General features: G+C 58.6%; 23 protein-coding genes and 1 pseudogene. 17 read left to right on the top strand and 7 right to left on the bottom strand.

The window, feature by feature from the left end:
• The first annotated feature begins 439 nt into the window (after window positions 1-439).
• From H0S68_RS14290 to H0S68_RS14245, 10 genes and pseudogenes are all read left to right on the top strand, one after another.
• Window positions 440-1,447, top strand: coding sequence for a 3-oxoacyl-[acyl-carrier-protein] synthase III C-terminal domain-containing protein (locus tag H0S68_RS14290; RefSeq protein WP_410528783.1), 1,008 nt, complete (start codon window positions 440-442; stop codon window positions 1,445-1,447).
• Window positions 1,444-2,460 carry an NAD-dependent epimerase/dehydratase family protein gene (locus tag H0S68_RS14285; protein ID WP_410528782.1) on the top strand — a complete coding sequence of 339 codons (1,017 nt, stop codon included), beginning with the start codon at window positions 1,444-1,446 and terminating at the stop codon, window positions 2,458-2,460. The genes H0S68_RS14290 and H0S68_RS14285 overlap by 4 nt, the downstream gene beginning before the upstream one ends.
• Complete coding sequence (locus tag H0S68_RS14280) at window positions 2,453-3,259, top strand: MBL fold metallo-hydrolase (RefSeq protein WP_129940753.1); 807 nt, start codon at window positions 2,453-2,455, stop codon at window positions 3,257-3,259. The genes H0S68_RS14285 and H0S68_RS14280 overlap by 8 nt, the downstream gene beginning before the upstream one ends.
• The gene (locus H0S68_RS14275; protein WP_410528781.1) at window positions 3,256-4,542 is read left to right on the top strand and encodes a F390 synthetase-related protein; all 1,287 of its coding nucleotides are present in this window, start codon (window positions 3,256-3,258) and stop codon (window positions 4,540-4,542) included. The genes H0S68_RS14280 and H0S68_RS14275 overlap by 4 nt, the downstream gene beginning before the upstream one ends.
• Window positions 4,539-5,156, top strand: a complete 618-nt coding sequence (locus tag H0S68_RS14270; RefSeq protein ID WP_020827430.1) for a phosphatase PAP2 family protein — start codon at window positions 4,539-4,541, stop codon at window positions 5,154-5,156. The genes H0S68_RS14275 and H0S68_RS14270 overlap by 4 nt, the downstream gene beginning before the upstream one ends.
• Window positions 5,153-6,271: a sterol desaturase family protein gene (locus H0S68_RS14265; protein WP_217331353.1), complete on the top strand. Its 1,119-nt coding sequence runs from the start codon at window positions 5,153-5,155 to the stop codon at window positions 6,269-6,271. The genes H0S68_RS14270 and H0S68_RS14265 overlap by 4 nt, the downstream gene beginning before the upstream one ends.
• Window positions 6,264-7,355 (top strand): fatty acid desaturase family protein, encoded by a 1,092-nt coding sequence (locus H0S68_RS14260; protein ID WP_116690287.1) that lies wholly within the window; start codon window positions 6,264-6,266, stop codon window positions 7,353-7,355. Before H0S68_RS14265 ends, H0S68_RS14260 begins: the two co-directional genes overlap by 8 nt.
• 2 nt (window positions 7,356-7,357) lie before the next feature.
• Window positions 7,358-8,452, top strand: coding sequence for a fatty acid desaturase family protein (locus H0S68_RS14255; protein ID WP_201896453.1), 1,095 nt, complete (start codon window positions 7,358-7,360; stop codon window positions 8,450-8,452).
• 125 nt (window positions 8,453-8,577) lie between these two features.
• Entirely contained in the window at window positions 8,578-8,802 is a 225-nt protein-coding gene (locus tag H0S68_RS14250) for a hypothetical protein (RefSeq protein ID WP_020827426.1), read from the top strand.
• A pseudogene (locus H0S68_RS14245) lies at window positions 8,799-9,064 on the top strand (hypothetical protein). Before H0S68_RS14250 ends, H0S68_RS14245 begins: the two are co-directional and overlap by 4 nt.
• 8 nt (window positions 9,065-9,072) lie before the next feature.
• On the opposite strand, the gene H0S68_RS14240 reads toward H0S68_RS14245, so the two are convergent.
• The 3 genes from H0S68_RS14240 to H0S68_RS14230 are packed head-to-tail and all read right to left on the bottom strand — an operon-like array spanning window position 9,073 to window position 11,647.
• Complete coding sequence (locus H0S68_RS14240; protein ID WP_071844604.1) at window positions 9,073-9,222, bottom strand: DUF2474 domain-containing protein; 150 nt, start codon at window positions 9,220-9,222, stop codon at window positions 9,073-9,075.
• A gap of 14 nt (window positions 9,223-9,236) precedes the next feature.
• Window positions 9,237-10,244 carry a cytochrome d ubiquinol oxidase subunit II gene (gene cydB / locus H0S68_RS14235; protein WP_020827423.1) on the bottom strand — a complete coding sequence of 336 codons (1,008 nt, stop codon included), beginning with the start codon at window positions 10,242-10,244 and terminating at the stop codon, window positions 9,237-9,239.
• Between the two features lie 2 nt (window positions 10,245-10,246).
• A complete protein-coding gene (locus H0S68_RS14230; protein ID WP_020827422.1) occupies window positions 10,247-11,647 on the bottom strand; it encodes a cytochrome ubiquinol oxidase subunit I in 1,401 nt (466 codons plus the stop codon).
• Window positions 11,648-11,791: 144 nt separating this feature from the next.
• Between H0S68_RS14230 and H0S68_RS14225 the strand changes: the two genes are divergently transcribed.
• From H0S68_RS14225 to H0S68_RS14200, 6 genes are all read left to right on the top strand, one after another.
• Window positions 11,792-13,210, top strand: coding sequence for a PLP-dependent aminotransferase family protein (locus H0S68_RS14225; protein WP_046373304.1), 1,419 nt, complete (start codon window positions 11,792-11,794; stop codon window positions 13,208-13,210).
• Window positions 13,211-13,363: 153 nt separating this feature from the next.
• Complete coding sequence (locus tag H0S68_RS14220; RefSeq protein ID WP_115058626.1) at window positions 13,364-15,052, top strand: ABC transporter substrate-binding protein; 1,689 nt, start codon at window positions 13,364-13,366, stop codon at window positions 15,050-15,052.
• A gap of 48 nt (window positions 15,053-15,100) precedes the next feature.
• Window positions 15,101-16,057, top strand: a complete 957-nt coding sequence (locus H0S68_RS14215) for an ABC transporter permease (protein WP_020827419.1) — start codon at window positions 15,101-15,103, stop codon at window positions 16,055-16,057.
• Window positions 16,058-16,059: 2 nt separating this feature from the next.
• Window positions 16,060-17,010, top strand: coding sequence for an oligopeptide ABC transporter permease (gene opp4C, locus H0S68_RS14210; RefSeq protein WP_122079649.1), 951 nt, complete (start codon window positions 16,060-16,062; stop codon window positions 17,008-17,010).
• Complete coding sequence (locus H0S68_RS14205; protein ID WP_020827417.1) at window positions 17,007-17,993, top strand: ABC transporter ATP-binding protein; 987 nt, start codon at window positions 17,007-17,009, stop codon at window positions 17,991-17,993. The genes opp4C and H0S68_RS14205 overlap by 4 nt, the downstream gene beginning before the upstream one ends.
• Window positions 17,983-18,951, top strand: a complete 969-nt coding sequence (locus H0S68_RS14200; RefSeq protein ID WP_048760175.1) for an ABC transporter ATP-binding protein — start codon at window positions 17,983-17,985, stop codon at window positions 18,949-18,951. Before H0S68_RS14205 ends, H0S68_RS14200 begins: the two co-directional genes overlap by 11 nt.
• 2 nt (window positions 18,952-18,953) lie before the next feature.
• Here H0S68_RS14200 and H0S68_RS14195 read toward each other — a convergent pair whose 3' ends face one another.
• On the bottom strand, window positions 18,954-19,928 hold the full coding sequence (locus tag H0S68_RS14195; RefSeq protein ID WP_128864735.1) for an alpha/beta hydrolase: 975 nt from the start codon (window positions 19,926-19,928) through the stop codon (window positions 18,954-18,956).
• A gap of 259 nt (window positions 19,929-20,187) precedes the next feature.
• On the opposite strand from H0S68_RS14195, the gene H0S68_RS14190 reads away from it, so the two are divergent.
• The gene (locus H0S68_RS14190; protein ID WP_129982710.1) at window positions 20,188-21,114 is read left to right on the top strand and encodes a N(4)-(beta-N-acetylglucosaminyl)-L-asparaginase; all 927 of its coding nucleotides are present in this window, start codon (window positions 20,188-20,190) and stop codon (window positions 21,112-21,114) included.
• Window positions 21,115-21,211: 97 nt separating this feature from the next.
• Here the strand turns inward: H0S68_RS14190 and H0S68_RS14185 are convergent, their stop codons facing one another.
• The 3 genes from H0S68_RS14185 to H0S68_RS14175 form a co-directional block, all read right to left on the bottom strand.
• Entirely contained in the window at window positions 21,212-22,204 is a 993-nt protein-coding gene (locus tag H0S68_RS14185; RefSeq protein WP_122079646.1) for a LacI family DNA-binding transcriptional regulator, read from the bottom strand.
• A 61-nt stretch (window positions 22,205-22,265) separates the two neighbouring features.
• The gene (locus H0S68_RS14180) at window positions 22,266-23,399 is read right to left on the bottom strand and encodes an ABC transporter ATP-binding protein (RefSeq protein WP_041415470.1); all 1,134 of its coding nucleotides are present in this window, start codon (window positions 23,397-23,399) and stop codon (window positions 22,266-22,268) included.
• On the bottom strand, window positions 23,399-24,811 hold the full coding sequence (locus H0S68_RS14175; RefSeq protein WP_410528780.1) for a leucyl aminopeptidase family protein: 1,413 nt from the start codon (window positions 24,809-24,811) through the stop codon (window positions 23,399-23,401). The genes H0S68_RS14180 and H0S68_RS14175 overlap by 1 nt, the downstream gene beginning before the upstream one ends.
• Between the last annotated feature and the right edge of the window lies 1 nt (window position 24,812).

The raw sequence follows: 24,812 nt of genomic DNA, 5'->3' as shown, positions 1-24,812 counted from the left end.
TTCTCCAAAAGACAGGGACGAGCAAGAGGCCGGCCCCTGGCGAGGCCAGTTAATAACAGATGATGCGCAGGGAGTATAGTGCAAGTTGAGTCAACGGAGGCTATCGGGGATGCGCTGAAACCCCCTGTTTTTAACGATTTTTACGATGTCTTATCCGCTTTTGGGCTCGCCGGTTGTTTTCCACCTATTCTTAATTCATCTCCCCCTGAGTGAGTTCCTGTAGATCTCCGTTCGACCTTGCTCTAGGCTGTGGCCGGATAAACAGACGTGATTTATCGGCTCAGTTAAATGAACGGAATCAATCAGTAAGAATGCCACTTAGGTTTTTCTTTATACTGATGTCAAACAAGGGTGTGGCTGAGGATAGCGGGGTTTGAATCATTAACCGCGCTTGAGAGTCGGCCAACGGAATAATGGACACACAGGCTGAACAACGATAATGACCCTAAATAGCCTTTCCCAAAGCTTATTGCCTCTTAAAATTATTGCGACCGGCGCGGCGTTGCCGCCGCAGTGCGTCGAATCCTCGGCGCTGGATCGTCGCTTGAACAAGTCGGCCGGTTACGTAGAAAAACGTTCGGGCATTATTCATCGTTTCCATGCCGACAATGATGCCAGCCAGGCCGAATTGGCCGTTGCCGCGCTGGACGATGCTCTTGCCCGCCATGCGATCCCGCGAGACTCCATCGATCTGCTGATCTCTGCCTCGGCCATCGCGGTGCAGGCATTGCCTTTCAGCGCCGCCCATATTCTTAAACTGGCACGACTGCGGCCGGGTATTGCGAGCTTTGATATCAACACCAGCTGCGTGAGCTTTATTTCCGCATTGCAGGTGGCGGCGGGGTTACTCAATACAGGCGTTTATCGGCGTATTGCCATTGTCTCTGCCGATATTGCTTCGCGCGGTATCGACTGGGAAGACGAAGAGTCTTCATTGATCTTCGGTGATGGCGCGGCCTGTGCCATTGTCGAACGCGGTGACGGGCGTAGCGGTATTTTGTCCTACCTGATGGAAACCCACCCGGAAGGCAGCGATCTGTGTGAAATCAGGGCCGGGGGGACGCGCTGTAATCCGCGCGCCGGCATGAACGACAGTGACTTTCTGTTCCATATGAAGGGCAAGCAGCTGTTCCGCCAGGCGTCGGCGCTGATCGAAAGTTTCCTTGGCCGCTTGTTGTCGGCTGCGGGGCTAAACCTGGCGCAAATCGCCACCGTGGTACCGCATCAGGCCAGCCATCTCTCTTTGGAACATATGCGCAAGCGGCTGCACGTTTCCCCGCAGGCCCTGGTGGATATCTATCGGTACCGGGGCAATCAGGTGGCGGCTTCGATCCCTTCGACCCTGCACCAAGCGGCGATCACCGGCAGGCTGCACCCCGGACGTCCGGTGATGCTGATCGGCACCGCCGCCGGTTTAACGCTGGGCGGCTTGGTACTGCTGCCATGAGAGTGTTGATCACCGGAGCGACCAGCGGGCTGGGGCGCAACGCCGCCGAGTGGCTGTTGGCCGCCGGGCATCAGGTGCATGCCACCGGGCGTGATATCGCCGTGGGGCGGCAGTTGGCGGCACGGGGCGCCAAGTTTACCGCGCTGGAGCTGACCCTCGCCGACGACGGGCAGTGTGAGCAGTTAATGGCGGGCTACGATATTGTCTGGCACTGCGCCGCAAAATCTTCTCCCTGGGGGAGCCGCCAGGCATTTTATCAAGCCAATACCTGCGTGACGGAAAAACTGGCCCATGCCGCCGGACGTTGCGCAGTGCAGCGGTTCATTCATATTTCGACGCCGGCGGTTTATTTCGATTTCAGTCATCGTCACAACGTGACCGAAGCGGATGTTTCCCCCTGCTTTGCCAATCACTATGCCGCCAGCAAGTTTGCTGCCGAGCAACGTATTGCGGCGCTGCTGCCTGATTATCCGCAAACCACCTACCTGATCTTGCGCCCTCGCGGCCTGTTCGGCCCTCATGACCGGGTGATTGTGCCCAGGATACTGGCGCAGCTGCAGGGCGATAAAGGCCTGCTGCGTTTGCCGGGGGGCGGTTCGGCTTATCTGGACCTTACCTTTGTGCTCAACGTGGTGCATGCGATGGATCTCGCCAGCCGTCAACCGGGTTTGCCGTCCGGCAGCATTTTCAATATCACCAACCAACAGCCGCAGCGGCTGGCCGATATGTTGCACCAGTTGCTCAACCGGCAGCTCGGCTGGCAATACGCCGTCAAAGCGGTGCCTTATCCCTTATTGTCGGGCGTTGCGGCGGGGATGGAGCTGTTGGCGCACGTCACCCGTAAAGAACCGATGCTGACCCGCTATAGCGTTGCGGCAGCCTATTTCGACATGACGCTGGATAACACCCAGGCGATAGAGGTGCTGGGTTACCGGCCGCGCTACAGCCTGGAGCAGGGGATCGAACTGACGGCGCAGTGGTTAAAGCAACAGGGGATGAGCGCAGATGGCTAATATCACGACCTTTGAAATCGGTTATTGCACTCATCTGGGCTGCATGGCGCTGCGCGGTTCGGCGATGCGCACCTGTAAATTTCCTTCCCGGGCCTATCTGCTGGAAGTCGGCGAGCGCCGCTGGCTGTGGGATACCGGTTATGCCAGCCATTTTGAACATTACACCGCCAGCGGCATTTTTCGGCTTTATCGCCAGGTGACGCCGGTTTATTTCAGTCCGCAGCAGGCACTGTTGGAACAGTTGCGCAGTCTGGGGCTGAACCCAGGCGATATCGAGGCGGTGATCATTTCGCACTTTCATGCGGACCACATTGCCGGTCTGCGAGACTTCAGCAGCCTGAAGATGATTTGCTCCGGCGAAGGGTGGCAGCAAACCCGAGAGCTGCGCGGTTTTGCCGCATTGAAAAGGGCGTTTGTGCCAGGATTGATCCCGGAAGGTTTTGAATCTGCGCTGCAGTTCGTCGAGGCATTTCCGCAGCAAAGCCTGCCTGCCGCATTGGCCCCCTTCCAACAGGGCTATGTGCTGCCGGGCAGCGGTGGAGAAATTGTTATCGTGCCGCTGCCGGGGCACGCCGCCGGGCACCTTGGGGCCTTTGTCCTGACCGATGCCGGTTGGACGCTGCTGGCCAGCGATGCCGCCTGGTCGCCGCTGAACTATCAGCAACTGCGTGGCCCTTCGCGGTTGGCTAACCTGATCATGGATAATCCGCGCAGCTATTACGACACCCTGGGCGCGCTCAACCAGCTCTATCTTGGCGGCGCTGCGGAGATCCGCCTATGTCATGAGGGGGATTTATGATCCCGCTGATGACGCTATGGCACTACCTGCGCGCGCGGCGACTGCGCTTTACCCAACGGGCGGCGCTGGAGGCCTATCAGGCGCGCCAGCTGAAGCGGTTTGCCCAGCGCGTATTGGCGAACAGTCCCTATTTTCAGCCCTATAGTTCATTGCCTCTGACCGCGTGGCCAACGATGGACAAGGCGGTGATGATGGCCAATTTCGATCGGATGAACACCGCCGGTCTGCGATTGGAGGCGCTTTTGGCCTGTGCCCGGCGCAGCGAAAGCGATCGCGATTTCAGCCCTAAAGTGGGCAACTACAGCGTCGGTTTATCTACCGGTACCTCTGGGCGGCGCGGCGTGTTCGTCGTCAGCCCGCAAGAGCAGCAGATTTGGGCCGGGGGCATGCTGGCAAAAATGTTGCCGCAGGGGGTGTTTGCCGGGGAGAAGGTCGCGCTGTTCCTACGGGCCGACAACAACCTGTACCACAGCGTCAATAACCGTTGGCTGAGCCTGTCGTTTTACGATCTGTTCGCTCCCTTTGCCGAACATTTGCCGCAGATTGAACGTGAACAGCCGACGATTATCGTGGCCCCGGCCCAGGTATTGTGCGCCCTGGCTGATGCCGTTGAACGCGGCGAACTCAAGCTCAGCGTCAAAAAAGTGATTTCAGTGGCCGAAGTGCTGGAACCGCAGGATCGCCAGCGCCTGCAGCGGGCGTTTGCGCAGGTGGGGGAAGTGTATCAAGCCACCGAAGGTTTTTTGGCCGCGACCTGCAGCCACGGCACTTTGCATCTGAACGAAGAGTTTATTCATGTCGAACCGCAGTGGATCGACGAGCGGCGTTTTATCCCGTTGATTACCGATTTTACCCGCCGTACCCAACCGATAGTGCGTTATCGGCTGGACGATATTCTGGTGATGCGCGAACAGCCCTGTTCCTGCGGGCTGGCGACCATGGCATTGGATCGTATCGAAGGGCGCTGCGATGACCAACTGCTGTTACCGGCCAGGCAGGGCGCAATGCAGCAGGTCTTCGCCGACCTGTGTCGCCGCGTGATAGCCAATGCGTTGCCGGCGGTGGCGGATTATCGGCTGACGCAACGGGGCGACAGCGAGCTGCATCTGATGGCCGATTGCAGCCCGGAGGCGTTGGCGAATTGCCAACGGCAATTGATCGCGCTGTTCGAACAGCAAGGTATTGCCACGGAGCAACTGACGTGGCGCCTGCAAGCGCAGGCGATCATGCCGCAGTTTGATGCCAAGCGTCGCCGCATTGTTCGCATGCCGGAGGCCGGATGAAACTCGTTGTTTATCGCCTATGGCAGATGCTGTTGGGGTGGGGATTTGTCGGGGTCATCTACCACGGTAGCGATCGCTGGCAAGGTGCCGGCCACCTGCTGACGCCAGGTTGGGTCGACCGGGCGATCCCGTTCAGCCCGCACGCCATCTGGCTGTATCTGTCGTTTTTCCTGATTATCCCGCTGTGCTATCTGCTTTGCCCGTTAAACCGGCTAAAATGGCTCAGAAGTACCATGCAGCTCAGCGCCTTGCTGGCGGGAGCCATTTATCTGCTGTGGCCGACGACGATGAACTATCCGATCGTTCCGTCCGATTCGGTGAGCGGCGATTTACTGGCGAGGTTGATCAGCGTCGATTCGTCGCAAAACTGCCTGCCTTCGCTGCATATCGCCCTGACGGTATTGGCGGTGTGGGCAGCGGCGGAAAGCCGCAAAAAACTGCGCAGCGCGTTGCTGATCGTCTGGGGGCTGGCGATTGCCTTTTCTATCTTGCAACTGCGTCGGCACCTGTTTGTGGATTTGCTCAGTGGGGCGGCGTTGGCATGGGGCGTGGGCTACGTCTGCCAGCGAGTTCAAGGGATTGGCTGGGGCGTACGGCAGGGGGAAGAGTCATGATCGATCTGGTGATACCTATCGTGTTTATGCTGTTGGTGGTGCTGGGGGAAGCCCTGTGGCTACAGTGGCGGCGCAAGGGCAGCGTGGATTGGCATGACGTGATTTTCAACCTCAACTCAGGACATATCATGCTGTGGCTGTTTCGCGGTTTGGAGATAGCCTGCTACGGCTACGTGGCCACACATTTTAATCAAGGCTGGCTGGACGGTTGGCCGCCGGTGCTGATGTGGCTGTTTGCGATACTGGCCTGGGATTTCGGCTTTTACTGGCTGCACCGGTTACACCACCGTTTCCGCCTGCTGTGGGCGGTGCATGTGGTGCATCACCAGGGCGAGCATTTCAATCTGTCGCTGGGCGTGCGCAACTCGTGGTATTCGTCACTGACTTCGATCCCGTTCTTTATGCTGTTGGCATTGGCGGGCGTGCCGCTGTCGGTGTTCATCACCGTTTCTATCCTGCATTACAGCATCCAGTTGTTTAACCATAATTCGGTAACCCCAAAACTCGGCTTTCTGGAGCACATCCTGGTGACACCGGCGCATCATCGGGTGCACCACGTTAAAGATTTGGCCTATTCCAACCGGAATTTCGGCGGCAGCTTTATCTTCTGGGACAAGCTGTTTGGCACCTTTTGCCCGGCGCTGCCGACGGAGCCCTTTACCTATGGCGTGCGTGGCGACAAATCTTCCGCCAACCCGTTTTGGGCCAGTAACCTGCCGTTTATGCGCTACTTCAAGCTGCCTTTCCAGCCTTCGAGCAAGGGCGGGCATTTCCGCTGTTCCGCCGGCTGCCTGGTAAGCGGGGCGATGCTGCTGTTCGCTCTGGTGTTGGGTTATGTTTATCGTTTTGGTTACGGGTATGGCGGAGTGACCGGCGAGCAGGCGGCGTTGTTTGTGTTGTTGGCGGCCGGGGCGATAGCCTTGGGTGGGATGGCTGAAGGTCGCCGCTGGGGCGTAGGCGTTTGGCTGTTGGTGACGTTGGCATTCCCCCTGTGGTTATTGAGCATGCCCGATGGGCAGTCTGCTCTCTGGTGGGGCGTAGCCGGTGCCATGGTGTTGCACGGTTGCGCTGTCGCGGTCGGTTGGGGACGCCAAAAGGAGGCCGCGTATGGCTGATTTGCCGCCGCTGAGTTTCCCCGTTGCGGGGGAACAGGCGTTTCATCGGGAATTGAAACGACGGGCGCATGCTTATCTGAGCGCTCGCGACGATCACCGGTTTGCCGATGCGGCCCGTTGGGCCAAGGCCATGATTTTGCTGCTGCTTTGCGTGGGTTTCTACCTGCTCAGTTTGGTGCAGCACCAGGCTCTGGCCTTTATGCTGAGTTACTTCGCTTTTGTCATGATGGGCATGTTGCTCAACGTCAACGTCAATCACGATGCTTCGCACAACGCCTTCGCCCGCACGCCGTGGGTCAATCGTCTGGCCGGGCGGCTGGTGACTTTGCCGCTGGGCGTCGATCCGGATTACTGGCGAACCCGGCACGTCAGCTATCACCATGTGTATGCCAACGTCGAACATTACGATCTGGATACGGAAGAGAACGGCTTTTTCCGCCAAACCCCGTTCCAACGTTGGCGGGCTTATATGCGCTATCAACATCTTTACTGGCCGCTGATTGCCGCGCTGTCGCTGCCGTACATTGCGCTGGTGTTCGATTGGTCGGATCGCTTGGGCAAAACACCGTTGGCGACCAAGGGCGTATTGCCGGGCCGTAAGGGCTGGGCAATGTTCATTGCCGGGAAATTGTGTCACCTGTTGCTGGTGCTGGTGATCCCGTTGGTGGTGGCACAACAAAATGGCATCGGCTGGCAAACGGTACTGATTGCCTATTTGATTAGCCAAATGCTGGCCTCGTTACTGGTGGTTTTTTTGCTGTTGGGCACGCACTGGGCGCAAGCCGAATTTTATGCGGTGCCGGCAGGCAGCCAGATGCCGCAGGGCTGGTATCGGCATAACTTCGCCACCGCCTGCGACTGGGAAACTTCGCCGAAGAGCTTGCACCATCTGACCGGCGGGTTGAATTATCATCTTACTCACCATTTGTTCCCAGGCTGGAATCATCGCCATTATCCGGCGCTGGCTGCCATATTGGCTGAGACGGCGGCGCGACACGGCATGGATTATCGCTGTATCGGTTATCGTGAATTGTTGCGACAGCAGCAACGTTTTTTACGTGCTATGGGGCAGCCACCACAATGAAAATGCCGGATACCACACCGCTGCCGCCTTTGGCGTTCCAGCGAGAGGCGAGTGAGATCCATCAGGAGCTGATGCGGGCCAGCCAGGCCTACCTGGCGACGCGCGGCGATCACCGTTTTGCCGACGGCAGAATGTTCGCCAAGCTGTTGGCGCTAATACTGCTGTGCGCCGGTTTTTACGCGCTGAGCCTGCAGCAGCAACATTTCTGGGCCTATTTCGGCTGTTACGTCGGCTTTATTTTTTCCGCCATGATGCTAACGGTGAATGTAGTACACGACGCCTCGCATAATGCCGTTTTCAAACGCGCACGGTTAAATCACTGGCTTAACATCTTTGTCAGTATGCCCCTGGGGCTGGATGCCGACTGCTGGCGAGTGCGGCATGTCATTTTCCACCACGCCTATAACAACATCGAAGGTTACGATCCGGACATTGAACCCAACGGGGTGTTGCGCCAAACGCCGTTCCAGCGCCGCAAGGCGTTTATGCGCCTTCAGCCTTACTATTGGCCGATCGTCGCGGCGCTGACTTTCCCTTATTACATCTGGTTGTTCGACTGGTTGGATCGCGCCGGTAAAACCCGCATGACGCCAAAGATGATGTTCCAGGGCCGGAAGGGGTGGGGGATTTTCCTGTTGGGCAAGCTGGCGCATTTTACCCTGGCGCTGGCCATTCCGCTGTGGCTCACGCCGCCGACGATCGGCGTCGGCACGGTGTTACTGACCTATCTGCTCAGCCAGATGCTGTCTTCGCTGGTGTTTGTGATGCTGATTGTCGGCACCCACTGGGCCAAAGCCAACTTTTATCAGGCCCCCGAACAGGGAAGGTTGGCGCACGGTTGGTATCAGCATGTTTTTGCCACCACCTTTGACTGGCAAGCTTCACCGGCGTGGCTGGGGTATTGGCTTGGCGGGGCTAACCTGCACCTGACGCACCACCTGTTTCCCCATTGGAATCACCGGCACTACCCGGCATTGAGTCGCATCATTGAAGAGGTTGCCCCGCGTTTTGGCATTGATTATCGGGTTCTTGAACTGAGGGAGCTGCTGCGGTTACAGCAACGTTTTCTCAGCGCTATGGGGCGTAAGCCCAGCTGATCGTGGCTAAACGCAAGTCTTGCAACATATTGAATTTGCGAGACGTTACGCAGTTCACTAATTGAACAGGCCGTGCGGCTCACGTAAACTCTATCTCACTGACAGTAAGCCACAGGAGGTGGAGTATGCGCAGTTTGCCGATCCGTTTATCCAATAAGATTGATGACGATCTGAATGATATAGCCCGGCGCCATGGGATGGAGAAAACCGAGGTGATCAAGATGGCCTTTGCGTTGATAGCCATAGCCGATAAGCACTGGATGAAACAGAACGGAACGTCCCTTGGCATCGTGCGGGAGAATGGCAAAGAGCTGGAGGCCGTGGGGCGAGTCGTGGGGATCTTCCCATGAGCACCGAAAACGCAAACCTGCACGATGAGGCCGCCAGGGGGTACCTGAAGGAGATATTGGTCTTCGATGAAATGGAACGTTTGCGCTTGGCGCGTCAGGTGCTGTGCGGGATCTTCGTGATAAGCGTGGGCGTTTTACCGCCCACGCTTATTGGGATCAAAGCGAGCCTATCAGGCAAGTGTTCGAGCTGTTGAAAATTGGTGCGCTACCCTTGGTAACGCTGGTTATTTCCTTCTACTTCCCCAATACTTCGGCCAGATAGCGCTCAACTTATTCCGATTTCATGCCCGCGGCGGTCATCAGCAGGCGGAACATCGAGGCGACCAGGAACAGCCCCAGTACGCTGGCGCTCCAGATAATCACCAGCCAGCCAACGCGCTTCCACCAGGGGGCCGGAGCGGATGCGGTTTTATTTTGCATAATGTCTTCCCTCATCAGTGGTAACCCTGTTCATGGCTGACCTTGCCGCGGAACACGTAGTAGCTCCAGAAGGTGTAGACCAAGATAATCGGGATGATAAACAGCGCGCCGACCAGCATAAAGCCCAGGCTTTGCGGTGGGGCTGCGGCGTCCCACAGGGTGATGGACGGTGGGATCAACAGCGGCCAGATGCTGATGCCCAAGCCGCTCAGGCCGAGGAACACCAGCAGCAGGGTCAGCAAGAACGGCGAATAGTGCGCCGCGTTTTTCACGCCGCGCTGGATACCCCAGGCGCTGAGCAACACCAATACCGGCACCGGCAGCAGCCAGAACAGGTTTGGCAGCGTAAACCAGCGGCTGGCGATCTCGGGATGGGCAATCGGCGTCCAGATACTGACCACCGCCAACACCAGCAGCAAAGTGATCAGCAGCGGCGTCGCCAACCGATACATGCGTGCCTGCAGATCCCCTGCGGTCTTCATCACCAGCCAGGTACAGCCCAGCAGTGCATAGGTCACCACCAGCCCCAACCCGCAAAACAGCGCGAACGGCGTCAGCCAGTCTAGAGCACCACCGGCATAGCTACGGCCGTTGACCGGGAAGCCGTTGATGATGGCGCCCACCACCACCCCTTGACTGAAGGTGGCGAAGAGAGAGCCCCAGATAAACGCCTTATCCCAGATATGCCGCTTTTCTTCCTTGGCCTTGAAGCGGAATTCAAAGGCCACGCCGCGGAAAATCAACCCGAACAGCATCAGGGTGAGCGGGATGGCCAGCGCATCGAGGATCACCGCGTAGGCCAACGGGAAGGCGCCAAACAGCGCCGCACCGCCCAGTACCAGCCAGGTTTCGTTGCCGTCCCACACCGGTGCGACGGTGTTCATCATCACATCGCGGTCACCGCTGTCCTTGACCCAGGGGAACAGGATGCCGATACCCAAATCAAAGCCGTCCATTACCACGTACATCATGGTGCTGAACACGATGATCACAAACCAAATCAACGGAAGATCAATGCCCATGCTCAGCTCCTGTCATCCAGAGTTTCTTTTACCGCAGACAGCGGGCGAGCCGGTCTGCCGTCCGTGTCGTCTTCATGGCTTTCATGCTGCTGCGGTCCCTTACGGATCAGGCGCATCATGTAGGAGTAGCCCACGCCGAACACCGAACAGTAAACGATGATAAACGCCAGCAGGCTGATGCTCATGTGCAAATCACCGTGCGCGGAGACCGCATCTTTGGTACGCAGCAGGCCATAGACCACCCACGGCTGTCGGCCGATTTCGGTGGTGAACCAACCCGCCAGCAGCGCCAGCAGCCCCGATGGCCCCATCCACAGGATGAAGTACAGGAAGGGGCGCGACTGGTACAGCCCGCCGCGCCAGCGCAGCCACAGGCTCCACACCCCTGCGAGGATCATCAGCATGCCGAGCGCTACCATGATGCGGAACGACCAGAACACCACGGTGGAGTTGGGGCGATCTTCCGGCGGGAAGGATTTCAGCGCCGGGACCTGTTCGGTCAGGCTGTGAGTCAGGATCAGGCTGCCAAGATAGGGCACTTCCAGCTTGAAGCGAGTCTCTTCACGCTCCATATCCGGCCAACCGAACAGGATCAGCGGCGTGGCCTCTCCCGGCGGGTTTTCCCAGTGGCCTTCAATGGCGGCAATCTTCGCCGGTTGGTACTTCAGCGTATTCAGGCCGTGCGCATCACCAATCAGGGCTTGTACCGGTGCGACGATCAGCGCCATCCACATCGCCATCGACAGCATTTTGCGCATTGCCGGCGTATCACGCCCGCGCAGCAGGTGCCAGGCGGCGGAAGCGCCCACGAAGAAGGCCGAAGACAGGAAGGCGGCGGTCGACATGTGCAACAGACGGTAGGGGAATGACGGGTTGAATATCACTTTCAGCCAGTCGACCGGTACCACCTGGCCGTTGATGATTTCGTGACCCTGCGGCGTTTGCATCCAGCTGTTGGAAGCCAGGATCCAGAAGGTGGAAATCAGGGTGCCCAGCGCCACCATGCAGGTCGCGAAGAAGTGCAACCCTGGCCCGACGCGGTTCCAACCGAACAGCATCACCCCAAGGAAACCGGCTTCGAGGAAGAAGGCGGTCAGCACTTCATAGGTCAGCAACGGGCCGGTAATACTGCCGGCAAACTCAGAGAAGAAGCTCCAGTTGGTACCGAACTGATAGGCCATTACCAGCCCGGAAACCACGCCCATGCCGAAGTTGACGGCGAAAATTTTTGACCAGAAATGGTACAAATCGCGATAGGCTTCATTGCGCGTTTTCAGCCATAACCCTTCCAGCACCGCCAGATAACTGGCCAAACCTATGGTGATTGCGGGAAAAATAATATGGAAAGAAACGGTGAAGGCGAACTGTATTCTGGCAAGTTCCAGTGCATCAAGACCCAGCATGGCGCCTCCTTGGGTTGGACATAAAATAACCTCTTCAGTATAGCTGTAATTTTTTTGTGGAAAGCTTGGCGTCAAGTTAAGCACGGAGTACAGTGACTATAATAGTGACAGTTATTTCACTTTTTCATATAACAGTTAAGGCCTATGACCAGATACGAGCAGCTTGCACAACAAATTCGTGAACAGATCCAGAACCGGGTATGGCGGGCGGGGGACAAGCTGCCTTCGCTGCGGGAAAGCGGTAAACGCGCCGGCTTGAGTCTGATGACGGTGGTGCAGTCGTATCAACTGCTGGAGAGCCAGGGCTGGATCGTTGCGCGCCCGCAGTCCGGTTATTACGTGGCGGCGCGTCCGCAGCCGCTGCCGCAGCCGGCGCGCGGGGAGAAACTGCTGCTGAGCGAGCAGGTAGACATCAACACCTTTGTTTTCGACGTGCTGCAGGCGTGCAAAGACCCAGGCATTGTCCCGTTCGGTTCGGCCTTTCCGGATGCCACGCTGTTTGCTCAGCCGAAGCTGGCGCGGGCGCTGAGCAGCGTAGCGCGCAAATTTACCCCGCACAGTTCGCTGGCTAACCTGCCGCCCGGCAACGACGCGCTGCGCCGCAACATTGCCCAGCGTTATGCTTTAAGCGGCATGCAGGTCGCCCCGGATGAAATCGTGATTACCGCCGGAGCCATGGAGTCGCTGAGCCTTAGCCTGCAAGCGGTGACGCAGCCGGGGGATTACGTGGCGATCGAGTCCCCGGCCTTTTACGGGGCGTTGCAGGCGCTGGAGCGGCTGCGGTTAAAGGCGGTGGCGATCGCGACCCATCCGCAGGACGGCATCGATCTGGATGCGTTGGAACATGCCTTGGAACAGTACCCGATCAAGGCCTGCTGGCTGATGACCTACTTCCAGAATCCATTGGGCGCCTCGATGCCGGCAGAGAATAAACAGCGGCTGGTGGGCATGTTGCGCGAGCGGCAGATATCGCTGATTGAGGACGATGTTTACGGCGAACTGTACTTCAGCGCTGAGCGCCCGCAGCCGGCCAAGGCATTAGACCAGGGCGGACAGATTTTGCACTGTTCGTCGTTTTCCAAATGTCTGGCGCCGGGCTTTCGCGTGGGCTGGGTGGCTGCCGGGCGCTACGCACAGCAGATCCAGCGTTTGCAACTGATGAGCACGGTATCCACCAGCGTGCCCACCCAGTTGGCGATCGCCGATTATCTGTTGCATGGTGGCTACGATACCCATCTGCGGCGCTTGCGTCGGCTGCTGGCTCAGCGTCAGAGCATGATGCGTCAGGCGATTGCTCACCACTTCCCTCCGACCGTGAAGGTCAGCCAGCCAGATGGCGGTTACTTTTTGTGGGTAGAGCTGGATCCGGCGTTGTCGTCGATGGAGCTGTATCAGCGCGCGCTGGCGCTGGGGGTGAGTATCGCGCCGGGCAGGATGTTCACCACCGGCAACCATTTCAACCACTGCTTCCGACTGAACGCCTCTTTCGACTGGAGCGACAAGCATGAAGCGGCTATCCAGACCTTAGCCAAACTTATCCGGCAGCTCGAGCCGGCAGGCTAAACTCCACCCAACGGCCGGCTATCGCAATAGAAAAATTCATATTGCGATTTCCGGCAATAGAATGCCGGTTTCGTTGTTAGACAGCCTCCCGGCCGCCGATTACTCTGCGATAAATTTTGTCACATTTATCAACGGGTAAACGAGGGGCAGTGGGTGAGAAAAATAAAAAACAAGGCAATCAAACCTTTACAAAAGCGACTGGTTACGCTGGCGATCGCCTGTGCCGTGGGGCTGGCATTCAGCGTGCAGGCGGAAACCTTGGCGGAAGGTATTACCCCGGCCAGCGATGCCAGCCTGGTGCCGGCGGCGGCCAAGTTGCGTAAAGACACCGTGGTGGCCGGTATTCTTGAACCTCAGGGTAATTTTAATCCCTATCTGTTCAGCAATGGCTGGGATGAGAACGTCACCGACGTGATCTTTACCCGGCTGATTGGTCTGGACAGCCAGGGCAAGCCGGTGGCGCGGCTGGCAGAGTCCTGGCAGGTCAGCCCGGACAACCGGGTCTACACCATTAAACTGCGGCCTAATCTGGTCAACAGCGACGGCTCGCCAATCAAGGCCGAAGATATTGCCTTTACCCTGACGCTGCTGCATGACCCGGCCTATGACGGAGAGACCGACATTACTCCGGCGCACATTCAGGGCGGGGCGGAGTACAAGAACGGAACTGCCCCCAGCATCAGCGGGCTAAAGGTGATCGACGATCGTACGCTTCAAATCACCACCACCCAGCCGGGGGCGACTACGCTACAGCTGATCGGCGGGCCGGTGCTGTCGAAAGCCTATTACGGCAAGGAGTATCAGCGCGGTAAGCTGGACAGCGTGCGTGCGCTGAACGGCAAGCCGTTAGGCAATGGCCCTTATATTTACGACAAATACGTGCCGGGACAGGAGATCCGTTTTCACGCCAACCCGAACTTTTATCTCGGTAAGCCAGCGGTGGCGCGTTTTATTTACCGCGTGACCAACCCCTCTACCAACTTCCAGCTGTTCCAGACCGGTGAAACCGACTACGACGCCTTTACTTCCAAACCGGATGATATTGAACAGCTGAAGCTCCTCAGCTTCGCCAATATCAATTTGTACAGCTCGAGCGACTACAGCCGGGTGGATTTCAACTTTAAACGCCCGGCACTGCAGGATGCGCGTGTGCGTCAGGCGCTGATTTACGGGCTGGATCGGCAAAAGCTGATCACCGTGGTCTACCAGGGTTACGGTTCGGTCGCCAATCAGCCGATCTCACCCGTATCCTGGGCTTATGATCCCAAGGGGATCAACCCCTATGCTTACGATGTCAACAAAGCCAAGCAACTGCTGGATCAGGCCGGTTGGAAACCGGGAGCGGACGGCATTCGCCAGAAGGACGGCAAAAAGCTGGAGCTGACGCTGTTGGTGACCAAAAAGCTGATTAACGACGCGCTGGTGCCGATTGCCAAAGATAACTATCGGCAGATTGGCGTGCTGTTGAAGCCGCAGGTGCTGGATTTCAATGCGCTGCTGGCGCAACGCAAGGCCGGTAATTACGATCTGGCGTCGCTCAGTACCAGCGGGCTGAATGATCCGCACGACGGGGTACGCGATTTCATCAGTCAGGTCAGTGAAACCGGCTATAGCAATCCGCAGGTGGACAAACTGATTGGCGAGGCTAACGCCACATTGGACATCGAGCAGCGTAAGCCGCTGTATCACCATCTGTATCAGGTGCTGGCTGAAGATCCGCCGGTGATCCTGTTGGGGAACCGTAAAGTGCTCAGCGCCAGCAGTGCACGCGTCACCGGCTTTAAACCGGACGTATACAACGGCCTGACCGGCAGCCTGCCGGACGTCAAGATCGCTCAGTAACGGTAAGGCACCGCTGCGCCGGTTTGGGCAGCGGTGACGGAAAACACCATGAGAAATTTTATCCTGCGCCGCTTGCTGCAAACCCTTCCGATGATGCTGCTGGCATCGCTGCTGATTTTCTTTATTTTCGCGCTGACCCCCGGCGACTTCATCGACGGCAACATCAACCTGACGCCGCAGCGCGCGGCCGAGCTGCGGGCGCTGTACGGGCTGGATCAGCCACTGTTCAGCCGTTATCTGCACTGGCTCGGTCAACTGCTGCAGGGCGATCTCGGTTTCTCGCTGCAATACCAGATCCCGGTCAGTACCTTGTTGAACCAGTATATCTGGAACTCCTTCCTGCTGGCGTCGGTGGCGCTGGTACTGTACTGGGGCATTGCGCTGGCGGTAGGTGTCGCCTCGGCGATGAAACCCTATTCGCTGTTCGATCATCTGGTGACCGTGGCGGTGTTCGGTGCCATGTCGTTTCCCACCTTTTTCCTGTGTCTGTTGCTGATCAAATGGTTCGCCGTCGATCTGCACTGGCTGCCTGCGGGTGGCATGCTGCGCACCGGTAGCGAAGCCAGCGGATTGGCTTGGGCACTGGACGTGGCGGCGCACCTGTTGCTGCCAGTGCTGGCGTTGGTGATGCTGCAGGCCGGCACCCTGACGCGCTATTTCCGCGCCAGTATGCTGGACGTGATCCGCATGGATTATATTCGTACCGCTCGCGCCAAGGGGCTGAAGGAAAAGACGGTGATCCTGCGGCATGCGCTGCGTAATGCGCTGTTGCCGATCATCACCTTGTTGGGTTTTGAGCTACCCGCGCTGTTTTCCGGTGCGCTGATCACCGAAAAAATCTTCAACTGGCCGGGTGCCGGGCACATCCATCTCGATTCGCTGGCGGCGCGCGACTACCCGGTATTGATGGGCTTTACGCTGTTTCTGGCGGTATTGACCATTTTAGGCAATCTGCTGGCGGACATTTTGTACGCCTATGCCGACCCGCGCATTCGTTTGAGGTAACTATGTTGGCATCCTTGTTTTTCGGGCGTCGTCGCCGTTGGCGGCAAGCGCAACTCCCGGCGTTGGCGCAGCTATCACCACCGCCGACCGCCCAGGCCTGGCAGCGGCTGCGGCGTCACCGCCTGGCGATGATTTCACTGCTGCTGTTGGTGTTGATGGCGGTGCTGTGCCTGTTCGGCCCGATGCTGTCGCCCTGGCAGGACGATGCCGGCGATGCGTTGAATATCAATCAGGCACCCGGCGCACAACACTGGCTGGGCACCGATTTTCTCGGTCGCGATATTTATACCCGCCTGCTGCTGGCGGGGCGTATTTCGCTGACCATTGGCCTGGTGTCGATGCTGTTGTCGGTCACGCTCGGCTACCTGCTGGGGGCGCTGTCCGGCTATCTTGGCGGCGTGGTGGATAAGCTGATTATGCGCTTTGCCGATCTGTTGATGACCATTCCCAGCCTGCCGCTGCTGATCATCATGGGAGCGATGCTGTCGGAGCTGGACGTTTCGCCGGACTACCGTATTTACATGGTGATGATCATGCTCAGCCTGCTGGGCTGGCCGTCGCTGGCGCGGCTGGTGCGTGGGCAAATTTTGTCGTTGCGCGAGCGTGACTTCATGCTGGCCACTGAGGTGCTGGGGTTATCCACCCGGCGGCGTATCTTCGGCCACCTGCTGCCCAATACCATTCCGATCCTGGTGGTGGTGGCCACCATGGGCGTCGCTAATGCCATTCTCAGTGAATCGGCCCTGAGCTATCTGGGGTTGGGCGTGGTGCCGCCAATGCCGTCGTGGGGCAACATGATGGACGCCGCCAACAGCCTGATCGATTTTCAACGTCGCCCCTGGCTGTGGATGCCGCCGGGGTTGGCGATTTTCATCACCGTGGTGGCGATTAATATTCTCGGCGACGGCCTGCGAGACGCGCTTGATCCAAAAATGAACGGGGTAAGACGATGAGCCAACCGCTGGTGGCCTTTAATCAACTGTCGGTAGCCTTCCAGGGCGAACAAGGGCGGGTGCGGGCGGTGCAACAGGTGAGTTTTGACCTTTACGCCGGACAAACGCTGGGGGTCGTCGGTGAGTCCGGCTGCGGTAAAAGCGTGACCGCGATGGCGCTGATGGGGCTGCTGCCGCAACCGCTGGCGCAAATCGACGGTGGTGAAATCCATTTCGACGGCCAGGACTTGCTGAAACTACGCCCGCAACAGATGGCCGATTTACGCGGTAACCGTTTGGCGATGATCTTTCAGGAGCCGATGAGCGCGCTGAACCCGGTGCTGACCATCGGTGAGCAGTTGGTTGAGCCGTTAATCCGCCATAGGGGGACTGCGCCAAAAGCGGCCTGGCGGGAGGCCACGGCGCTGATTACCGAGGTCGGACTGGCACGCGCCGAACAGCTGATGACCAGCTATCCGCACCAGCTTTCCGGTGGCATGCTGCAGCGCATCATGATCGCCATGGCCATCAGTTGCCGGCCGGCGTTGCTGATTGCCGACGAACCCACTACCGCGTTGGATGTCACCGTGCAGGCGCAAATTCTGGCGCTGCTGCGCGAGCAGGCGCGTAAGCACAATATGGCGATGATGCTGATTACTCACGATCTCGGGGTGATTGCCCAGATGGCGGATCGGCTGGTGGTGATGTACGCCGGGCGTATTGTCGAGCAGGGTGCCACGCATGAAGTGCTGGCCAACCCGCAGCACCCTTACACTCAGGGATTGATGGCCTCGCGGCCGGTGGCGGGGCAGCGACGGCGGCGGTTGTATTCGATCCCCGGTCAGGTGCCCGATCTGGCCAGTTTGCCGGACTACTGCGCCTTTGCCGAACGCTGTGACAAAGCGAGCGCCCGCTGCCGTGACGGTATCCCGCCATTGTATGGCGATCGGCGGCGGCAATCCGCCTGTTTCCTGAATGCCGGGGGGCGTATTCATGTTGGCTGAACCCTTGGTGGAGGTAAAAGGGCTGAAGAAATATTTCCCGCTGCGTGAAGGACTATTCGGTCAGACCACCGGGCAACTGCGGGCGGTGGATGATGTCAGCTTCAGCATTCGCCGGGGAACGGTTTTTGGCCTGGTGGGGGAGTCCGGCAGTGGTAAAACCACCGTAGGCCGAACCCTGCTGGGGCTGCATGAAAAGACCGCCGGTGAGGTACTGTTCAAAGGACAGGCGTTAGATGCGCTCAGCGCCCGCGAGCGGCGCGCGATGCGCCCGAAGATGCAACTGGTGTTTCAAGACCCGTATAGCTCTCTGAATCCGAGAATGCGGGTAGGCGATGCGATTGGCGAAGCGCTGCTGCAGCACGGTTTGGCGCAAAAGAGCGAGCTGCGAGACCGGGTGATAGACACCCTGGAAATCTGCGGGTTGTCGGCACAGCATTACGGGCGCTTCCCGCACGAATTTTCCGGCGGCCAGCGCCAGCGCATCGGTGTAGCCCGCGCGCTGATCCTGCAGCCGGAGTTTATCGTCGCCGACGAACCGATTTCGGCGCTGGACGTGTCTATTCAGGCGCAGATCATCAACCTGTTTTCCGATCTTCAGGAACAGCAGGGGGTGACTTTCCTGTTTATTTCGCACGATCTTGGGGTGGTGGAGCATCTGTGTCAGGACGTAGCGGTAATGTACCTCGGGCAGATTGTAGAAAGCGCCGATCGCGATGCGCTGTTTCGTCGGCCGCTGCACCCTTACACTCAGGCACTGTTGGCCGCGGTACCCAGTTTGGATCCGCACCGTCAGCCGCAGGCGATGGCCCGGGGAGAATTACCTGATCCTGCCCAACCGCCGCAGGGCTGTCGCTTTCACACTCGCTGTCCGCAGGCCACTGCGCAATGCCGGGAACAGGCCCCGGCATTGCGGCAGGTAGCGGCAGGACATCGGGTGGCCTGCCATTATGTCGGCTGAGCTTAGGCCAGATAATGTTTTAGCGCGCGCCCGGCCTGATGGATGGCCGAGTGCACCGCCGGGACTTCTGCGATCGCGTTGAGCAAGCCATAGTCGTGGATCAGCCCGTTATAACGGGTGGAGGTGACTTCGACTCCGGCGGCATTGAGCAGGCGGGCGTAGGCTTCGCCTTCGTCGCGCAGCACGTCCAGCTCGGCGGTTTGCACCAGCGCCGGTGGCAGGCCTTTCAACTGTTCCAGCGTGGCGTTAAGCGGCGAGGCGTAGATCTCTTTGCGCTGGGCTTTATCGGTGGTGTAGTGGTCCCAGAACCATTTCATCATATTGCGGGTGAGGAAATAACCTTCGCCGAACTGGTGGTAAGACTCGGTATCGAAATTGGCGTGGGTCACTGGCCATAGCAGGATCTGGCTGCGCAGGGCAGGCGTGCCTTTATCTTTCGCCATCAGGCTGACCACCGCCGCAATATTGCCGCCGGCGCTGTTGCCGACGACCGCCAGACGTGAACCGTCAACGTTGATTTTCTCGCCGTACTCGGCCACCCATTCGGTCGCCGCGTAGGCCTGATTGATGGCGACAGGGTAAGGCGCTTCCGGCGATCGGGTGTAGTTAACGAACACCGCCGCCGCGCCGGAGCTGTGGACCAGATCGCGCACCAGCCGTTCGTGGGTCGGGAAGTCCCCCAACACCCAGCCGCCGCCGTGGAAGAACATGAATACCGGCAGCTTCTCCTTTGCTTTGGCCGGCCGCACGATGTGCAACAGGATATCCTGGCCATCGACGTGAATGGTTTTTTCGCTGATTTCGACTTCACGCAGAGGGACTTCGGTACCGCTTTGCAGGCCCTCCATCACCTTACGCGCTTCTTTCGGCTTCAACTGCTCCAGGGGTTTGGCGTCACTGGAGTTCAGCGCATCAAGAAAGGTACGGATATCGTGCTGTGCTGCAGGCTGGGTGAGATCAACAGTTTTCTTGGACATCTTGATTCCTCTGGCACAGGGGGATGAAATCTTCTGGTGAGATCACAGTGTAGTAGAACAATGTGCCTGTGGGCTTAGTGGTGTGTGCCCTGTTGGAAAAGGCGCGTCACGCCACGCTTTTCACCGCTTCGGTTTGACTTTTCAGGTGGGCAGCGATATTTTTTAATCACCATGGAACACGTGTTCCATGGGGGCGAATGACCGGTCATTACCGGTGCCTTTCTTTTAGCGCTGAACGCCGTGCGGGAAACATAACCCTATGATTGTGATTGCAAACTCTGAAGGACATCCGGGTATCGGTCTGTCTGCCGAACGGTTACGACAGGGGCAGAATGGCCTGCGTGCCATCGTTGAGGGTATCAAGCTGGTGGAGCTGGATCCGAGCGTACGTACGGTGGGTTTCGGCGGCTGGCCCAACGTGCTGGGTGAGATGGAGCTGGATGCTTCGGTGATGGACGGCGACAGCTTGCGCACCGGTGCGGTGGGAGCGTTGCAAGGCTATCTGCATCCGGTGGAAGTCGCTTATCGGGTAATGGAAGATCTTAACCATGAAATCCTGGTGGGCGCCGGAGCGGCACGTTTCGCCGCTGAGATCGGCGCGTTGGCGGGTGACAACCTGATTGCCGACTCCAAGCGTGTCTGGTGGGAAAAACTGGAGCAGGCGATGGACGCCGAACAGCTTCGCAACTGGCCGAATATCCCACTGGCAGGGTTGTCGAATAATGCCACCGATCCAGAACGGGTGCGCGACACCACGGTATTTTTAGCCATGGATGGTGGGCGCACGCTCAGCGCGGCGACGTCAACGTCAGGCTGGGCGTGGAAATATCCGGGGCGACTGGGGGACAGCCCGATCATCGGCAGCGGCTCCTATGCCGACAGCCGCTATGGCGCCTGTGCCTGTACCCACACCGGGGAAATGACCATTCGCTGCGGTACCAGCCGCGCAGTGGTGCTGTATATGAAGATGGGCATGACGCTGGAACAGGCGGTGTACGAGGCCATCGAGGATCTGAATTACCTGAAAGATGGCTACACCGAAGGGGTGACTATTCACGCCATCGATAAGGACGGAAAGCATAAGGTCGTCAGCCTTAACTGCCCGGGCCCAATTCAGTATTGGCTGTGGCAGAGCGGTATGGCAGCGCCGGAATTGCGCGATGCGGAGATTATAACCACCCGTTGACCCGCTGCTCTGTGGTTTATGGAAGGGGCGCGGCATGCTGCGCCCAATAGCATCATCAATGCGTTAAATTGGGCCGAACAGGCTCACCCCTACCGGTTTAGCAGGACGCGCGAACCACCAACTCGGTGGGAATGGTTACCTGCTGCGGCGCAGCCTGGGGGCTGCCGCTGCGCAGTTCGACCAGCCGAACGATGGCGGCGATCATTGCGTCCATATCTCGGCGTACCGACGTGAGTTGGTAACTCGGCCAGGCTGCCATCGGGATATCGTCGAAGCCGTAAACCGCGACGTCCTGAGGGATCTGCAGCGAAGTGTGCAAACGAATATAGTCCATCACCCCCATCGCCATGGAGTCTGCGGTGCAGAAAATGGCCTGCGGAGCCGGAAGCGCGTCGAGCAGCTGCGGCGCGAGGTTAAAGCCGCTCAGGTAGCTGTAGTCGCCGCTCAGCTGCGCGACAATCTCTAACTGCTGCTGTGCGGCATGAGCCAGAAAGGTTTGTTGACGCAGCTGTTCACCGTGGGCGCTGCTGCGGCCACCGAGCAGCGCCACGCGGCGTTGACCCTTTTGCGCCATCAGTGCCGCCAGCTGTTGCAGGCTGGGTGACTCATCGGCGTTGAGAGCGTCGCACAGGGCGTCGCCCGCCAAACCGTTGAGCATAATGGGCGTAGCGATGCGAAACAGATCTTTTGCTGCACGCGCGCTGATGTTGTCGGCGAACACCACGGCAGAATCGACATGGTAAGAGATGGTTTGCTTCAGGTAGTTGGCCGGATCGTCAATGCCTTCCAGGCGGATCATCACCGCCTGCCGGTTGCTCTTCTGCAGTTGTTCAACCAGACGATCGAAAAACTCCAGGTCAGACAAATCGTGAAAGTGGTTCACTACCACCGCGACAAAGCCGGTTTTGCCGCTGTGCAGGCTCTGGGCGATGGCGTCTGGCGCATAGCCTAACTGACTGGCGACGCGCATCACCAGATCGCGGTTCTTTTGCGAGACCCGGCCCTGATTGGAAAAGGCGCGTGACACCACGGTGCGTGAAACGCCGGCCACGCGGGCGACATCGTGAGAGGTGACTTTTTTCATCGGCATACGGCAGCTACTCAACGGAAAACGGGGCGCTGCGGCAGAGGCACGCAGCGGCGATATGGTCTCACAGAATGCCGGCCGGCAACACTGTTTCCCCGCTTTGAGCTACCCGTTGACCGCTATGCGGATCAAAAAAGTGCAGGGCGGTGATATCCAGCGTAATGGCCAGCGGCTGGCCCTGGGCATACTGCAGCTGGGCGTGCTGTTTGACGATGTACTGCGCACCGTTGTCACCCTGTACGAACAGGTTGCTCTCAGCGCCCAGGTTTTCACTGTACACCAGCGTTCCACTCAAGTGGGGTTCTGCCCGTGGCGCGCTGATGCTGCACGCTTCCGGACGACAGCCCAGCGTCAGCCAGTCGCCCCCTCTTGCTGCCAGCGCCGGGAATTCGGCGGCGCTCAAGGGCAGCAGCAAACCAGAGTCGCCCTGCAATACGATCTGCTCGCCCTGTACCAGAACCTGCACGTCAAACAGGTTCATCTGCGGCGAACCGATAAACTCGGCGACAAAGCGATTAACCGGGCGATGATAAAGATCCAGCGGCGTACCTATTTGCTGCACTTTCCCCTGATTCATGATGACCACTTTGTCCGCCATGGTCATGGCTTCCACCTGATCGTGGGTGACGTAAATGATGGTCGCGCCGATCGCCTTATGCAGTGCAGACAACTCCTGACGCATGCGGTTGCGCAGTTTGGCATCGAGGTTGGAGAGCGGTTCGTCAAACAGAAATACCTTGGGCCGCCGAACAATCGCCCGGCCCAACGCCACGCGCTGACGCTGACCACCGGAAAGCTGGCCGGGTTTGACCTTAAGGAATTCCGTCAGGTGCAGCATTTCGGCCACGGCGGCAATCTGCGTGGCAATCTCCGCTTTGGCCATTCCTTTGATTTTCAAAGACAGCGCCATGTTTTCATAGACGGTCATATGCGGGTACAGCGCATAGCTCTGGAAAACCATGGCGATATCACGGTATTTGGGCAGCACCTCGTTCATGCGTTCGCCGTCGATCAACAGTTCGCCGGAGGAGAGGGTTTCCAGCCCGGCTATCATCCGCAGCGTGGTGGACTTGCCGCAGCCGGACGGGCCGAGCAGCACCACAAACTCACCTTTCTCTACCTGCAGATTCACGTCGCTGGCGGCCTGGTAACCGTTGTCATAGCGTTTGTTGATATCAACCAGTTCTACGTAAGCCATCATTCGCACTCCGTCTGGGCAAGCAGGGCGCTCAATCGCGCCAGCAGCAGCACGCCGAATGAGGACGCGCCGTTGGCGTACAGCTTGCGGTGCGGCATATCGGTAGACATGGCGGCAATATCCAGGTGCGCCCAGCGCTGGCCCGGCTGCACGAACTCGCCGATAAAGGTCGCCGCTACGCACGGGCTGCCGTGCGGATCTTCACCGCCGTGACGGTAATCGGCAAATTCAGACTTCAATACCCCGCGATACCAGCCGCCGTGCGGCATTGGCCACACCGGCTCGGCGCTGGCCTTGCCCGCCTGGGTGACCTGCGCCAGAAAGTCATCGTCGTTACCCATCATGGCCGCATACTCCTTGCCCAGCGCCACGCCTGCGCCGCCGGTCAGGGTGGCGATATCGAGTAAAAAGTCGGGCTGGAAGCGCTGCTGGGCATAGCTGATGACGTCCGCCAGCACCATGCGGCCTTCGGCGTCGGTTGAAATGATTTCCACCGACTTGCCGTTGTGCATGGTTACCACGTCGCCGGGGCGCTGTGCGCGGGAGGAGGGCATGTTTTCTACCAGGCCGCACAGGCCAATCACGCGGATCGGCAGTTGCAGTGCGTCGATGATACGCATGGCGCCCACCACCGCAGCCGCACCGCCCATGTCGAACTTCATGGTGCTCATGCGTGCCGCACCTTTGATGCTGATGCCACCGCTGTCGAAGGTGACACCTTTACCCACCAGCGCCAGGGTATGGCGTGCGTTGGCCGGATGGTGATCGAGGATCAGTAATTGCGATGCGCGGGCGCTGCCTTGACCAACGCCCAGCAGGCCACCGAAGCCAAGCTGTGCCATCTGCTCTTCATCCAGCACCTCCTGGCGCACATGAGTAAAGGGCAATTGCGCGACGGCCGCCACGAAGCTTTGCGGATAGAGAATATTGGCCGGCTTATTCATCAGCTCACGTCCGATGATCACGCCCTCGGCATGCAGATTGGCCCAGTCGCACAGCGCCTGCGTTGTTGCATCATGGCTGGCTAACGGCTGGGTCGGATCGGTCAGCGTAGCGCTGGCATGATGCTGATAGCGATAAGCGCCCAGACGCAGGCCGAACAGCAGCCAGCGCCAGGTTTCTGTACTGGCCGATGAGCCTTCATCCAGTGTCAGACGCAGGTGTTGTAACCCGAAGTGTTTTTGCCCGGCGGCGATACCGGCACCGGCATCCTGTAGGGCTGCGGGAGTCAGGGAAGGGCCGATATTGAGCGCAAAACGGCCGTCACCCAGCGGATAAAGCACGCCGACGGCGGCCTGTTGCAGGCCGGTATTTTGCAGCGTTACCGGCAGTGAACCTTCCGCAGCGGTAAACAGGGTGATTTGCTGGCGCGCCGCAGTGTCGTTTTCAATGTAAATATCAATGAATTGCATA

Source organism: Serratia sp. AXJ-M (assembly GCF_046531865.1).
GTDB classification, from domain to species: domain Bacteria; phylum Pseudomonadota; class Gammaproteobacteria; order Enterobacterales; family Enterobacteriaceae; genus Serratia; species Serratia liquefaciens.
This window is presented reverse-complemented; position numbering and strand designations above follow the sequence as displayed.

Coding starts and splice junctions, on each gene's coding strand:
- H0S68_RS14285 (WP_410528782.1), top strand. CDS start 1,444: ATGAGAGTGTTGATCACCGGAGCGACCAGCGGGCTGGGGCGCAACGCC.
- H0S68_RS14280 (WP_129940753.1), top strand. CDS start 2,453: ATGGCTAATATCACGACCTTTGAAATCGGTTATTGCACTCATCTGGGC.
- H0S68_RS14180 (WP_041415470.1), bottom strand. CDS start 23,399: ATGGCTTACGTAGAACTGGTTGATATCAACAAACGCTATGACAACGGT.
- H0S68_RS14250 (WP_020827426.1), top strand. CDS start 8,578: ATGCGCAGTTTGCCGATCCGTTTATCCAATAAGATTGATGACGATCTG.
- H0S68_RS14205 (WP_020827417.1), top strand. CDS start 17,007: ATGAGCCAACCGCTGGTGGCCTTTAATCAACTGTCGGTAGCCTTCCAG.
- H0S68_RS14230 (WP_020827422.1), bottom strand. CDS start 11,647: ATGCTGGGTCTTGATGCACTGGAACTTGCCAGAATACAGTTCGCCTTC.
- H0S68_RS14215 (WP_020827419.1), top strand. CDS start 15,101: ATGAGAAATTTTATCCTGCGCCGCTTGCTGCAAACCCTTCCGATGATG.
- H0S68_RS14240 (WP_071844604.1), bottom strand. CDS start 9,222: ATGCAAAATAAAACCGCATCCGCTCCGGCCCCCTGGTGGAAGCGCGTT.
- H0S68_RS14175 (WP_410528780.1), bottom strand. CDS start 24,811: ATGCAATTCATTGATATTTACATTGAAAACGACACTGCGGCGCGCCAG.
- H0S68_RS14290 (WP_410528783.1), top strand. CDS start 440: ATGACCCTAAATAGCCTTTCCCAAAGCTTATTGCCTCTTAAAATTATT.
- H0S68_RS14190 (WP_129982710.1), top strand. CDS start 20,188: ATGATTGTGATTGCAAACTCTGAAGGACATCCGGGTATCGGTCTGTCT.
- H0S68_RS14195 (WP_128864735.1), bottom strand. CDS start 19,928: ATGTCCAAGAAAACTGTTGATCTCACCCAGCCTGCAGCACAGCACGAT.
- H0S68_RS14265 (WP_217331353.1), top strand. CDS start 5,153: ATGATCGATCTGGTGATACCTATCGTGTTTATGCTGTTGGTGGTGCTG.
- H0S68_RS14260 (WP_116690287.1), top strand. CDS start 6,264: ATGGCTGATTTGCCGCCGCTGAGTTTCCCCGTTGCGGGGGAACAGGCG.
- H0S68_RS14185 (WP_122079646.1), bottom strand. CDS start 22,204: ATGCCGATGAAAAAAGTCACCTCTCACGATGTCGCCCGCGTGGCCGGC.
- cydB (WP_020827423.1), bottom strand. CDS start 10,244: ATGGGCATTGATCTTCCGTTGATTTGGTTTGTGATCATCGTGTTCAGC.
- opp4C (WP_122079649.1), top strand. CDS start 16,060: ATGTTGGCATCCTTGTTTTTCGGGCGTCGTCGCCGTTGGCGGCAAGCG.
- H0S68_RS14200 (WP_048760175.1), top strand. CDS start 17,983: ATGTTGGCTGAACCCTTGGTGGAGGTAAAAGGGCTGAAGAAATATTTC.
- H0S68_RS14255 (WP_201896453.1), top strand. CDS start 7,358: ATGCCGGATACCACACCGCTGCCGCCTTTGGCGTTCCAGCGAGAGGCG.
- H0S68_RS14270 (WP_020827430.1), top strand. CDS start 4,539: ATGAAACTCGTTGTTTATCGCCTATGGCAGATGCTGTTGGGGTGGGGA.
- H0S68_RS14225 (WP_046373304.1), top strand. CDS start 11,792: ATGACCAGATACGAGCAGCTTGCACAACAAATTCGTGAACAGATCCAG.
- H0S68_RS14275 (WP_410528781.1), top strand. CDS start 3,256: ATGATCCCGCTGATGACGCTATGGCACTACCTGCGCGCGCGGCGACTG.